This is a genomic window from Stenotrophomonas sp. SMYL11 (genome assembly GCF_036320005.1).
Lineage (GTDB): Bacteria > Pseudomonadota > Gammaproteobacteria > Xanthomonadales > Xanthomonadaceae > Stenotrophomonas > Stenotrophomonas maltophilia_A.
The window spans coordinates 13,934-27,058 of record NZ_JAWIRS010000013.1 but is presented as its reverse complement, the minus strand read 5'-3'; the positions used below and the strand labels follow the sequence as shown (position 1 = coordinate 27,058).

10 protein-coding genes are annotated in these 13,125 nt (G+C 67.0%); 1 reads left to right on the top strand and 9 read right to left on the bottom strand.

All coding sequences use genetic code 11. The features are described from left to right. Positions 1 to 246: 246 nt before the first annotated feature. Genes lipA through V3B46_RS16675 form a run of 3 tightly spaced genes read right to left on the bottom strand, consistent with a single transcriptional unit; the run spans position 247 to position 2,252 of the window. A complete protein-coding gene (lipA, locus tag V3B46_RS16685; protein ID WP_154264442.1) occupies positions 247 to 1,257 on the bottom strand; it encodes a lipoyl synthase in 1,011 nt (336 codons plus the stop codon). Positions 1,258 to 1,275: 18 nt separating this feature from the next. Beyond that, complete coding sequence (lipB, locus tag V3B46_RS16680; protein WP_154264443.1) at positions 1,276 to 1,986, bottom strand: lipoyl(octanoyl) transferase LipB; 711 nt, start codon at positions 1,984 to 1,986, stop codon at positions 1,276 to 1,278. Further along, positions 1,974 to 2,252, bottom strand: a complete 279-nt coding sequence (locus V3B46_RS16675; protein WP_005411067.1) for a YbeD family protein — start codon at positions 2,250 to 2,252, stop codon at positions 1,974 to 1,976. Before V3B46_RS16675 ends, lipB begins: the two co-directional genes overlap by 13 nt. Positions 2,253 to 2,513: 261 nt before the next feature. Between V3B46_RS16675 and V3B46_RS16670 the strand changes: the two genes are divergently transcribed. After that, the gene (locus V3B46_RS16670) at positions 2,514 to 3,587 is read left to right on the top strand and encodes a lipid A deacylase LpxR family protein (protein WP_032130312.1); all 1,074 of its coding nucleotides are present in this window, start codon (positions 2,514 to 2,516) and stop codon (positions 3,585 to 3,587) included. A gap of 180 nt (positions 3,588 to 3,767) precedes the next feature. Here the strand turns inward: V3B46_RS16670 and V3B46_RS16665 are convergent, their stop codons facing one another. From V3B46_RS16665 to mrdA, 6 genes are all read right to left on the bottom strand, one after another. Then, the gene (locus V3B46_RS16665; protein WP_154264444.1) at positions 3,768 to 4,988 is read right to left on the bottom strand and encodes a D-alanyl-D-alanine carboxypeptidase family protein; all 1,221 of its coding nucleotides are present in this window, start codon (positions 4,986 to 4,988) and stop codon (positions 3,768 to 3,770) included. 100 nt (positions 4,989 to 5,088) lie between these two features. Further along, positions 5,089 to 6,363, bottom strand: coding sequence for a septal ring lytic transglycosylase RlpA family protein (locus tag V3B46_RS16660; protein WP_329892384.1), 1,275 nt, complete (start codon positions 6,361 to 6,363; stop codon positions 5,089 to 5,091). Further along, on the bottom strand, positions 6,360 to 7,505 hold the full coding sequence (gene mltB / locus V3B46_RS16655; RefSeq protein WP_329892383.1) for a lytic murein transglycosylase B: 1,146 nt from the start codon (positions 7,503 to 7,505) through the stop codon (positions 6,360 to 6,362). The genes V3B46_RS16660 and mltB overlap by 4 nt, the downstream gene beginning before the upstream one ends. Positions 7,506 to 8,604: 1,099 nt before the next feature. Then, positions 8,605 to 9,699, bottom strand: a complete 1,095-nt coding sequence (rodA, locus tag V3B46_RS16650; protein WP_154264447.1) for a rod shape-determining protein RodA — start codon at positions 9,697 to 9,699, stop codon at positions 8,605 to 8,607. Positions 9,700 to 9,938: 239 nt separating this feature from the next. Beyond that, on the bottom strand, positions 9,939 to 11,051 hold the full coding sequence (gene rodA / locus V3B46_RS16645; RefSeq protein ID WP_106469147.1) for a rod shape-determining protein RodA: 1,113 nt from the start codon (positions 11,049 to 11,051) through the stop codon (positions 9,939 to 9,941). Then, positions 11,048 to 13,123 carry a penicillin-binding protein 2 gene (gene mrdA, locus V3B46_RS16640; protein WP_329892382.1) on the bottom strand — a complete coding sequence of 692 codons (2,076 nt, stop codon included), beginning with the start codon at positions 13,121 to 13,123 and terminating at the stop codon, positions 11,048 to 11,050. The genes rodA (V3B46_RS16645) and mrdA overlap by 4 nt, the downstream gene beginning before the upstream one ends. Between the last annotated feature and the right edge of the window lie 2 nt (positions 13,124 to 13,125).

Here is a 13,125-nt window from a genome sequence, read left to right as displayed (position 1 = left end):
GCGGGGTGTTCAGACACCACGACAGTGCCGAAAGTTGCCGGGTTTGTCACCCGGCCGCGCTCGGTGGAAAACCAGCCTAGCCGGGCCGGTGTAGCAAATTGTGAATGCAGGCGAAGGCACGGCCGAGCCCTTGCTCGGCAGGCCGCCAGCAAGCAGCCGGGCATGGGTCCGGCTCTACAGCAGGCAAAGGCGTGCGAACCAAGGTTCGCACCCACCGAAGGTGGCGGGCCGCGCCCGCCCGGGGCGTCAGGAGACCCCTGCGCCCTTGGCCTGCACGTCGGCGTGGTACGACGAGCGCACCATCGGGCCGGAGGCCACGTGGCTGAAGCCCAGCTCGTAGCCGTAGTCTTCCAGCGCCTTGTAGTCCTCGGGGGTCCAGTACTTCAGCACCGGGTGGTGATGCGCGGTCGGCTGCAGGTACTGGCCGATGGTGATCATGTCCACGTCGTGCGCGCGCAGGTCACGCATGGTGGCCTTGATCTGTTCGAACTCTTCGCCCAGGCCCAGCATGATGCCGCTCTTGGTCGGCACCTGCGGATGCTGCGCCTTGAAATTCTTCAGCAGGTTCAGCGACCACTGGTAGTCCGCACCCGGGCGCACGTTGCGGTACAGGTCCGGCACGGTTTCGATGTTGTGGTTGAACACGTCCGGCGGGTTCTGCGCCAGGATCTCCAGCGCGCGCTCCATGCGGCCCTTGCCGCGGAAGTCCGGGGTCAGCACTTCGATGCGGGTACCCGGCGACTTCGCGCGGATGGCGCTGATGCAGTCGACGAAGTGCTGGGCACCGCCGTCGCGCAGATCATCGCGGTCGACACTGGTCACCACCACGTATTTCAGGCCCATGTCGGCCACGGTCTGGCCGAGGCTGGCCGGTTCGTTGGCATCCGGCGGCTTCGGGCGGCCGTGGGCGACGTCGCAGAACGAGCAGCGGCGGGTGCAGACCTCGCCGAGGATCATGAACGTTGCCGTGCCGTGGCCGAAGCACTCGTGGATGTTCGGGCAGCTGGCTTCCTCGCACACCGTCACCAGGCGGTTCTCGCGCAGCTTGGCCTTCAGGTTCTGCACGGCATTGCCCGAAGGGATGCGCACGCGGATCCAGGACGGCTTGCGCAGCACCGGCGCATCGGCGAACTGCACCGGCGAGCGGTTGATCTTGTCACCGCCCAGCTGCTTGACCCCGGCCTGCAACGGCGCGGCGGACGGAGAGTCGCCCTGCACGATCTGCAGGGGAATGGAACGGGCGGTGGTTTCAGTCATGGCAGTTCCGGGGGGCCGTCAGGCGGCCGCAGAAAGATCAGGCAGTTCTGGCGTGGGCTGCAGCAGCAGGCCGAACTGGCGGGCCAGGTGGTCCAGCAGCACCGGCTTGACGGCCTCCATCCCGGAGGGCCCGCCCAAGTCTACTACCGAGGTCACCTGCAACCCCTGATAGCCACAGGGGTTGATGCGGTGGAAAGGTTCCAGGTCCATGGCCACGTTGAAGGCCAGGCCATGGAAGGTACAGCCGCGGCGCACGCGGATGCCGAGCGCGGCGATCTTGGCGCCACCGACGTAGACGCCCGGGGCGCCCTCGCGGCGTTCGGCGCCGATGTTCCACTCGGCCAGGGTATCGATGATGGCCTGCTCGATGCGGCACACGTAGTCGCGCACACCGATGCCCAGCCGCGGCAGGCGCAGCAATGGATAGACCACGATCTGGCCGGGGCCGTGATAGGTCACCTGGCCGCCGCGGTCCACGTGCAGCACCGGGATCTCGCCCGGCGCCAGCACGTGCTCGTCCTTGCCGGCCTGGCCCAGGGTGAACACCGGATCGTGCTCCACCACCCACAGCTCGTCGGCATCGGCGTCGCTGCGCTGGTCGGTGAAGCGCTGCATGGCGCGCCACACCGGCTCGTAAGCCTGACGGCCAAGGTCACGGACCAGCGCCGGACGCGGCACGCGGTCTTCCGGGGCGGCTTCGGCCGGGCAGCTGTCGGCTACAGCGTCCACTTCACTTCCGGGTGGTCACGCAGCGCCTGGTGCGCCAGGTCGTACTGTTCGCGGCTCTCGGCCTTGAACACGATGCGGACGGACACGTACTTGCCGTTGGACGAGTGCTTCCAGCTGATGCGTTCATTGACGACATCAATGCCGGCAGCCAGCAGCAGGCGGGGAAGCTCATGCTCCAGGCCGCGGTTGGCCGGGCCCATGGCGCTGAGCTCGAACTGGCCGGGGAACTGGAAGCCGTGGTCGGGGTTGTCGGACTTGATTTCCATGCCCCCATTATCGGGCCGCAGGCCAACAAACCCAAGAGTATTCATCAACGTCAAACAGTGCACCGGTGAGTCGCTGCGTTGCAGCTGAACGGCCGTTCAGCATTGGCCGTTGCTCCTCGGGGCGCCGCAGGACAGTGCAGGATTGTCTTCACGAGACAATGTCGTTTTCGGAACAGACAAGTGATTCGAACGCGCTCGTTCCATCACGCCCGCACGAGTACCGTGTCGCGGCATATAACGACAGACAGAAAAAACCTCCCCATGAGCCCCCCTTCCCAACGTCGCCTTGCAGCCCTCGGGCTGTCCGGCCTGCTGGCTGCTGCCCTCCCCCTCGCCGCCCAGGCGGCCGAACAATGTGGCCCGGACGCGATGCGCGACCACCCGCCGCAGGTCAATTTCCGCGTTGACAACGACCTGTTCGGCGGCCGCCACCAGGACCAGGGCTATACCAACGGTGCATTGTTGACCCTGGTCTCGCCCAATCTGGTCGATTACACCGACGACCCCTGCCTGCCACGCATGGCCCGCTGGGTGAACCAGTACCTGGAAGGGCTGCATCCGGGCAAGTTCGAACAGCAGAACATGATCTTCAGCATCGGCCAGGGCATCTTCACCCCGACCGATTTCAGCCGCAGGGACCTGATCGAGGACGACCGCCCTTACGCCGGCGTACTGATCGCAAACTTCGGTTTCAATGCGCGCAGCGGCGACCGCCTGCAGACCACCCAGCTGACGCTGGGCGTGGTTGGCCCGTGGGCACAGGGCAAGCAGGTGCAGAATGCCGTGCACGAAGTGCTGGGCGACGAGAAATTCAAGGGCTGGGACAACCAGCTGCACAACGAGCCCCTGTTCATGCTGACCCATGAGCGCATGCGCCGCTGGCCGGGCGATGCCAGCGTCAATGCCGACGGCTGGGGTTGGGACGCGATCAGCCACTACGGCGGATCGATCGGCAACCTGGAAACCAAGGCCAATCTCGGCGGTGAAGTGCGCTTCGGCTGGAAGCTGCCGGACGACTTCGGCAGCACGCCGTTGCGCCCGGCCGGTGAGAACACTGCGCCGACCCGCGGCGGCCGTCCCAATGGCTGGTCCTGGCACCTGTTCGCGACCTCGGACGCCGCCTGGGTGATCCGTGACATCACGCTGGATGGCAACACGTTCCGCAACAGTCACAGCGTGGACAAGCGCCATGTGGTGGCCTACGGCGGCTATGGCGTGGCGGTGATGTACGGACGCTGGAAGTTCGCCGCGGCGCGTTACCACAGCACGCGCGAGTTCAACGGCCAGCGCGAAGCGCCGGTATTCGGCAGCTTCACCATCAGCCGCTCGCTGTAAGCGAGGCGCTGCTGGTAGTGCCGGCCGCTGGCCGTCTGCCGGCATATCCGGATGGGTTCATGAGGAGCCGGCCAGCGGCCGGCACTACCCACATCCGGCAGGATTCATGCGCAAGCGGCATCCCGAAACGGAAAAGGCCGGCATTCGCCGGCCTTTTCCTTCACCACGCCGAGGCGTGGATCATTCCGATTCCCACCACATCCAGAAGCTGTCCCACAGGCGCTTGAAGAAGCCGGCCTGTTCGACGGCAGCCACCGCCACCAGCGGCGCTTCGGCCACCAGCTTGCCATCCAGCATCACCTTCACGGTGCCGATCTGCTGGCCGGCGGTGAACGGTGCTTCCAGGGTCTTGGGCACGTCGATGCTCGGCTTCAGGTCGTTGTAGCGGCCGCGCGGCACGCTCACCAGCATCGGCTGGGCCACGCCCAGCTGCACCTTGTCGGTGGTGCCCTTCCAGACCTTGTGCTCGGCCACGGCCTTGCCCGGTTCGTACAGGCGGTGGGTCTCGAAGAAGCGGAAGCCCCAGTTCAGCAGGGCCAGGCTGTCATCGGCACGCTGCTTCTCCGACGCACCGCCCAGCACCACGGCGATCAGGCGCTGGTCGCCGCGCTGGGCCGAGCTCATCAGGCAGTAACCGGCCTCGGAAGTGTGGCCGGTCTTGATGCCGTCCACGCTGCCATCGCGCCACAGCAGCAGGTTGCGGTTGGGCTGCTTGATGTTGCCGACCTGGAATTCCTTGATCTTGTTGTACGCGTAGGTTTCCGGGTAATCGCGCACCATCGCGCGGCCCAGCAGCGCCAGGTCGTAGGCGGTACTGTGATGGCCCTGCGCGGTCAGGCCATGGGCATTCACGAAGTGCGAATTCTTCATGCCGATCTTGGCGGCGTAGCTGTTCATCAGCGACGCAAAGGCTTCTTCACTGCCAGCCACATGTTCGGCCAGGGCGATCGCGGCGTCGTTGCCGGACTGGATCGCCATGCCCTTTTCCATGTCTTCCAGGCGCGCGGTCTGGTTGACCGGGAAGCCGCTGTAGCTGCCATCGGTACCGGCGCCACCTTCGCGCCAGGCGCGTTCGCTCATCATCACCTGGTCATCCGCGCGGACCTTGCCGTTCTTGACCTCGGCGGCGATCACGTAGGACGTCATCACCTTGGTGATGCTGGCCGGAGCCAGCTGTTCGTTGATGTTCTCACCGGCCAGCACCTGGCCGGTGGCGTAATCCATCAGCACCCAGGCCTTGGACACGCTCGGTGCCGGCGCCGGCGGAGTGGCGACGGTGGCCGGGGCGGCAGCGGCGGCGGCAGGCGCCGGCGTGGCCGGAGTCGGCAGCGGCGTCTGGGCGGAAGCCAGGCCCACCACCAGGGTGGCGGCCAGGGCGGTGGCGGCGGAACGGAAATTCATTGGACAGCAGGCTCCAGGGGACGGCCGGGAATGGAGGGTGGAACGTAGCGGCCATTGTAAGGCCGGGGCAGCGTGGGCCGGCAGCACCGGCCCGGGTGGATCAATCCTTGACGATCTGCGGCGAACCCAGCCCCAGACCGGCGATGCGGCCGACAAGTTCCGCGGCACTGGCATGGTCGCTGGCGGGAACGCGCAGGCGGAACAGCGTACGGCCACCGGCGGCGATGTCACTGATGGTGGCACCGACGATGCCGGCGGCGTTGAGCTGGCCCATCGCGCGGTTGGCGTTGTCACGGTTGGAGAAGCTGGCGACCTGCACCATGACTGCGCCCACCACCTGCTGCGACAGGCTGGGGGTAGCGGCTGCGGTGCGGACCGGTGCATGCGCAGCGGCGCGCGGCGTGGTGCTGGCAACGACCGCCGGAGCCGGCGCGTGTGCGGTGCTGCGCACCGGCGGAGCACTCGGCGGCAGGCTGCTGACCGCCACATCCGGCACGGTGCTGGCCACGCCCTGGGTGGTGGCCGGCTGGCCACGCGCCGGCATGCCATCGGCCGGCAGCCCCTTGACCAGGCGATCGATGTCGCTGTCGGCGGCAGCACGCTCGGTCGGTGCCGGGCGCGCACTGGCTACAGCGCTGGCGGCGGCCGCTTCCGCAGCACGACGTTCACGGCGCGACGGCTTCTGCGCCAGCAGGTTGCCCTCACCCGGCTGCAGCGCGCGCACTTCGACATTGCCGGTGCCGCGCTGGGTGATGCCCAGGCGCACGGCGGCGGCATAACTGAGATCGACCACACGACCATCGTGGAACGGGCCGCGGTCGTTGACGCGCACGATCACCGACTCACCGTTGTCGAGGTTGGTCACGCGGGCGAAACTGGGCAGCGGTAGCGTCTTGTGCGCAGCGGTGAACTGGTACATGTCGTAGACCTCGCGGTTGGAGGTCAGGCGGCCATGGAACTTGGCACCGTAGTACGACGCAGTGCCACGCTCGACATAGTTGCGGGTGTCGTCGAGCACTTTGTACGACTTGCCCAGCACCACGTACGGCGTCTTATTGCCGATCGCCGAGCGTTCTTCCGCGGTCACTTCCGGCTCGGGGATGCAGGCCACGTTGGGAATGTAGTCCGGCGTGCTGTCACGCACGCCCGGCTTGTACAGGCCACCGGCGGTGTAGTTGCCGCGGGTGCTCAGGTCTTCCTTGGCCGCCGCATACGGCGAACCTTCCGGGCAGTGTGCCGGGCGCGAACCACGGCCCTGCACCAGCGTGCCACTGGACTTGCCACCATGGCCGGCCGTGGCCGGCTTCTTCGGCGCGCTGCTGCAGGCAGCCAGCGCGAGGACAATCAAGCCTGGGACCAGCCATCTGATGCTCATGCCGGGGGCAGCTCCTGTCCGGCGATGGCCTGGGACAACTGGAACACGGCCATCGCGTACATCTTCGAGAGGTTGTAGCGGGTGATCGCGTAGTAGTTCTGGAAGCCCAGCCAGTACTGCTTGCCGGTGCTGCCTTCAAGCGTGATCGGCGTGGCGGTGGCGCCCGGCTGCACCGCTGCGCTGGGCTGGTAGCCACGCTTCGCCAGGTCGGCCAGCGACCAGGTCGGCATCCATTCGGTCGGATTGAATTCCTCGCGGCCCGGCGCCAACGTGGCCGGCACGGCAACCTGCCCGCCACGCACCCAGCCACCCTTCTTCACGAAGTAGTTGGCGATGGACGAGAACACGTCGTCGTAGCTGGTGAACAGGTCGCGACGGCCGTCGCCATTACCGTCCACCGCGTAATCGAGGTAGCTGGACGGCATGAACTGGCCCATGCCCATCGCGCCGGCATAGCTGCCCTTGAGCGTGGTGATGTCGAGGTTCTCTTCGCGGCCCAGGTCGAACAGCTTGGCCAGTTCATCGCGGAAGAACAGCTCGCGGCGCACTTCGCGTTCCAGCTTGGCCGGGTCGCCGCTGCGCGGGTAGTAGAACGCCAGCGTGTACAGCGCATCGAGCACGCGATGGCTGCCGGCATTCTTCCCGTAGCTGGTTTCCACGCCGATGATCGCCACGATCACTTCGGCCGGCACACCGGTGCGCTGCTGGACGCGATCCAGTTCGGCGCGATGCTGGGCCAGGAACGCGCGGCCGCCATCGATGCGTGCCTTGCTGATGAACATCGGCCGGTACTCGTTCCACGGCTTGACCCGTTCGGCCGGGCGCGACATCGCGGCGATGATCGGCTGGCGCACCTGCGCCTGGTCGAGCACGCTGCTGATCTGCTCCGGCTTCAGGCCATAGCGCTTGGCGGTATCGGCAATGAAGCGGGCCCGTGCGACCTCGAACGGCACCGGGGTGAGATCGACCGGCGGCGCGGTGGCAGCAGCGGCTTCGGGCGCAGCCTCGGCCGGGCCATGGGCCTTGGCGGCGGGTTGGCGCGGCGTACTGCTGGCCTGGGGCGAAGACGGTGGGGACTTCGGCTGGGTCGCGCAGGCGACCAGGCCGAGGGTGAGCATGCAGGCCAGAGTGCGTCGAATCATCGTCGCAGGTTAGCAGGTCATGGATGAATTAAAACCCCTAACACCATGAATCACAACGATTTGCCTGCGAGCAGCGGGAAATGTGAAGACGTCGTGATCACACTTCCCCATTCAGATAGAGGTTGCCGGTTGCGTCCCCATCCCCGCAGACGCAACCGGCGACCGGATCCGGTCGGTACCCGCGCGGCTGCCGCTCCCCAGTGGCAGTGCTCCGCGCTCCCTGTACCCGTTGGATCAGTACTGCTTCCCGCCCGACGCCCCCCTCGCGCTGCAACGATTGACGGCGCGCCGTGCCGAACGGGCCGCCATTGTGCAGGCCGATTACGACAAGTCCATTGATCAAGATCAACGCGCTGTAAAAGTGTGAACCAGCTAACGTTTTTTCCGGACTTTGGTCAGTGCGTGTGCTGCCGTGCATCGTTGTGAGAACGCTTCCACAACGGGCGTTGCGCAGAGTCAGGAAGTTTCCAGCCAACGGCGCAGCCCCTCGTGGTTGGTCGCGAAAAGCGGCTCATGTAATTGGGGCGGGCGCGGTGGGTTCGCGGGACACGCCGTAAACCCGTCCCTGGGGGCTCGATGGCGCCATCCATGGCGCCAACGGTCCCGCGAACCCACCGCGCCCGCCCCCTGACAGTTTCCGTGCGCGTCCCCCCACGGAGAAGAAAAAGAAGATCAAAAGCAAAAGCGGCCTGGCGGGTCGCTTCATTGCCTTGTGTAGAGCCGAAGGGTGCAGGTCAGGACGACCGGCATAGCCATGCTCGGTTCACGAGCAAGCGCAGCGCCGCGACCCGCTTTTGATCTTCTCTTTCTTCTCCGTGGGTGGCAGACCGCCAAAATCTGTCAGAGGCCGGTCGGGTTGGGTACGCGGGGGTGTCAGCCGCATGGGCCCGAGGCATACCTCGGGCGGGTTGGGCAGGACGCCCAACCCTGGCCTTGCCGCGCGTGCAGGACTGCGCGCAAGAGCAAGCGGCTGCCAAGCCTCCAGGGACGGATTCACGGCGTCCCCCGCGTACCCAACCCGACCGGCCAACCCGCGGCTTCTGCTTTCCGCGACCACCCAGACAGCACCCACGAGGGGCTGCGCCGTTCGCAGGAAACCCTATCCCCCGTGTACGGGCCGGTGCCCACGTACGGCCATCACCAGTCCGATGCCGGCCAGCAGCGAGACCGCTGATGTCCCGCCATAACTGATCAATGGCATCGGAATGCCCACCACCGGCAGCAGGCCGGAAATCATTCCGCCGTTCACCAGCACGTAGACGAAGAACGCCAGCCCCAGGCTGCCGGCCAGCAGGCGCGCATGCGTGTCGCGCGCGTGCACTGCGATCCACAGGCAACGCCCGACCACGAACAGGTACAGCGCGAACAGCGTCGCCACACCGATCCAGCCGAACTCCTCGGCCAGCACCGAAAACGCGAAGTCGGTGGTGTACTCGGGCAGGAAATCCAGCGTGGCCTGGGTGCCCTGCCCCCAGCCACGTCCCTGCCAGCCACCGGAACCGATCGCGATGCGCGACTGCAGGATGTTCCAGCCTGTGCCGAGCGGGTCTGCCGCCGGGTCGAGAAAGGTCAGCACACGATCCTTCTGGTACTGCCGCAACAGGCCGAACCACGCCAGTGGCGCAGCCACTGCCAATCCTGTTGCGCCGGTGGCCACCCAGCCCCAGTGCAGGCCTGCCAGCAACAACGCGAACACGCCACTGGCAGTGACCAAGGTGGCAGTGCCTAGGTTGGGCTGCATCAGAATCAGCACGGCGGGAACGCCGATCAGCACTGCGGCCGTCAGCACCGTGCGTGGCGAGGGCGGCAACGGCTGCCGATGCAGGTACCAGGCCATCATCAACGGCAGGCTGAGCTTGAGCAGCTCGGAGGGCTGCAGGTAGAAGACGCCGAGGTTGAGCCAGCGCTGCCCGTACTTGCCGGTGCCGATCACATACACCGCCATCAGCGGCAGCAGTGACAGCGCATACAGCGCCGGTGTCCACGCGCGCAGGCGCAGCAGCGAAACACGTGACAGCAGCCACATCGCCAGCAGGCCACCGGCGAAGCGCGCCGCCTGCCCGGCCACCGGGCCGGACACGCTGTGCAGCACCGCCAGGCCGGCTGCCATCAGCAGCAGCAACGCAAGCAGCAGCGGCAGATCGATCGTACGTACCGCCTCGCGGCAGATGCCGAATACACGTTTCCATTCCACCCAGGCAGAGTAGCGAGCGGCGCTTGCGTGAAGCTTTCCGATGCCGCAGGGGATGGCGCGGCGCTTTCTGTAGAGTCGAGGGGGGGGGGGGGGGGGTGGGGGGGGGGGGGGCGCGGCGAACGGGACTGAGAACGAGGGGGGGGGGGCCGGGCGTTTTCTGTCGCGGGCCGGGGGGGGGGCGCGCTGCCGCCCCCCCCCCCCCCCCCCCCCTCGACTCTACGAAGGCGGCGGAGCCGTGGTCAGCCGTAGCCGCCGTGCACCGGGTTGTGGCTGCGCACCGCCATCACCAACCCGAAGCCGGCCAGCAGCGATACCGCCGACGTACCGCCGTAGCTGATCAGCGGCATCGGCACGCCCACCACCGGCAGCAGGCCGGAGATCATCCCGCCGTTCACCAGCACGTAGACGAAGAACGCCAGGCCGGTGGCGCCGGCCAGCAGGCGCGAATAGGAATCGCGCGACTGGCTGGCGATCCACAGGCAACGCCCGATCACCACCAGGTACAGCGCCAGCACGGTGGCCACGCCGATCCAGCCGAACTCCTCGCTCAGCACCGAGAACGCGAAGTCGGTGGTCTGCTCGGGAATGAAGTTCAGATGTGACTGCGAGCCCTCGCCCCAGCCCTTGCCATCGAAGCCGCCGGAACCGATCGCGATCTTCGACTGGATGATGTTCCAGCCAGCACCCAGCGCATCCATCTCCGGGTCCAGGAACATCATGATGCGGTCCTTCTGGTACGGCCGCAGCAGCCAGAACCAGGCCACCGGCGCGACCGCAGCCACGCCACCTACGCCCAGCCCGACCCACCACCACGGCAAGCCGGCCAGCAGCAGCACGAACACGCCGCTGGCGGCGATCAGCACGCCGGTACCGAAGTCCGGTTGCAGCATCACCAGGCCGGTCGGTACGCCGATGATGACCAGGGACACGAGCACGGTATTGAAGCGCGGTGGCAACGGCATCTTGTGCAGGTACCAGGCCACCATCATCGGCAGGCTGACCTTGAGCAGCTCGGCCGGCTGCAGGTAGAAGAATTTCAGGTCCAGCCACTGCCGGCCGTATTTGCCGGTGCCCAGCACGAACACCGCCAGCAACGGGATCATCGAGATCGCATAGATCATCGGCGTAGCCGATCGGATGCGCAGGATCGGTACCCGTGAGATGCCCCACAGCGCGGCCATGCCCACTGCGAAACGCACGCCCTGGGCCATCACCAGGCTGTCGCCGCCCGCGCTTTTGAGCGTCGCCAGACCGATCACCATCAGCGCGCCCAGGGCCAGGCACAGTACCCAGTCCAGCGTGCTGAAGAAGCGGCGCAGCATGTCGCCGGCCCAACGCAGGAACACTCTCATCGTGCGGGCTCCGCGGTGGTCGGGCGTGGCGTGGCCGGCAGCGGGGCGGCGGCCGGCGCCCCCGGCTGCGGTGCGGGTGCCGGTTCCGGCGCAGGCACGCCAACCAGCACGGGGTGTTCCCCCAGTTGTGCCGCAGCAAGGTCACCGGCCTGGCGCGCGCCCACATCTTCGTTGTCGAATGCGGTTGCACCGATGGCGGTGGTGCCGCGCTCGCTGTCCAGCGGCTGCATGCCTTCGGGCATCTTGCCCAGCAGGTAGGCGTCGAACACCTTGCGTGCGATCGGCGCGGCCGCCGCGCCGCCGTAACCACCGCCCTCCACTGCGATCGCCAGCGCGATCACCGGCTGTTCGACCGGCGCAAAGCCGACGAACAACGCGCGGTGGCGCAGGTGCATCGGCAGGCTCTTCGGATTCACCGCGGCGGTACCCTTGCGGCTGATGACCTGCGCGGTACCGGTCTTGCCGGCCATCGTGTACGGCGCGCCGGCCGCCATGCGTGCCGCACTGCCGCCAGGCAGCATGGTGGCCATCATGCCTTCGCGCACCGCCTGCAGGTTGTTCGGGTTCGGGCTGATCTGCTTGCTCTCGCCCGGGTCGGTCGCCATCCAGTCATGGTCGAACCCCGCACGCTGCTGGATCACCAGATGGGGCGTTCGCAGCTGCCCGTTGGCCAGCCCACTGACACCCCGCGCCAGCTGCAGCGGGGTGACCTTCCAGTCACCCTGGCCGATGCTGATGTTGACTGTATCGCCCGGATACCAGGCTTCCTTGCGGCTCTTCCGCTTGTAGGCCGGCGACGGCAGGATGCCCCCGATCTCGCCGGTCAGGTCGATGCCGGTCGGCTGGCCGAAGCCGTAGTACTCCATGTAATGGTCGAAGCGCTCGATGCCCAGGTCCAGCGCCAGCTTGTAGTAATACGTGTTGACCGATTGCGCGATGGACTTGCGCAGGTCGGTCCAGCCGTGGCCGCCGCGGTGCGAGTCACCCCAGCCACGCGAGGTGCCGGGCAGGTAGAACATGCCGGTGGACAGCACCTTGTCTTCCGGGCGGCGCACGCCGGAATCAAGGCCGGCCAGGCCGATCAGCGGCTTCAGCGTGGAACCGGGCGCGACGCCACCCAGCACCAGGCGGTTGAACTGCGGCCGCGACGGGTTGTCGTTCAGCGCCTTGAAGTCGGCATGGGAAATGCCGTTGACGAACAGGTTGGGGTCGTAGGAGGGCAGGCTGACCATCGCCAGCACCTCGCCGGTACGCGGGTCCATCGCCACCGCCGAGCCTTCCTGGTCGCCGAAGGCGGCCACCATGGCGCGCTGCAGGTCGGCGTCGATCGACAGCCGCAGATCGGCGCCGGACTGCGCGGCAACGCGGCCGATGGTACGGATCGCACGGCCCTGCACGTTGGTCTCGACCTGCTCGTAGCCGACCTTGCCACGCAGCTGCTGCTCGTAATAACGCTCCAGGCCGGACTTGCCGATGTGGGTCAGCGCGGCATTGCCCTCGCCGAGGATTTCCAGGTCCTTGTCATCGACGCGGCCGACGTAGCCGATGATGTGCGCGAACAGATCGCCATAGGGGTAGCGACGGGTCAGGTAGGGTTCCAGCTCGACGCCGGGGAAACGCCAGCGGTCGACGGCGAAGCGCGCCATCTCCTCGTCGCTCATGCGCAGCTTCAGCGTGACCGGCAGGAATTTGCGGCGCGCCTTGCGCGACTTGTTGAACGCTTCCAGCTCCTCCGGGCTGATGCTGATGATCTTGGCCAGCCCTTCCAGGGTGGCGTCCATGTCCTTGACCTTGTCCGGGGTCACGTCCAGGCGGAAGGCCGGCACGTTCTCGGCCAGCAGGCGGCCATTGCGGTCGTAGATCATGCCGCGCCCCGGCACCACCGGCCGCGGCTTGATGCGGTTGGCTTCCGAGCGCGTGGCGTAGACGTCGTGGTCCAGCACCTGCAGCTTGAAGTACCAGCCGCCCAGGCCCAGCAGGCAGACCAGCACGCCCAGGAAGCCCAGCGCCGCGCGTCGGCGGAACTGTTCGGCTTCGGCGTGCGGATTCTTGACCTGGCGGCGCGGGATCATGG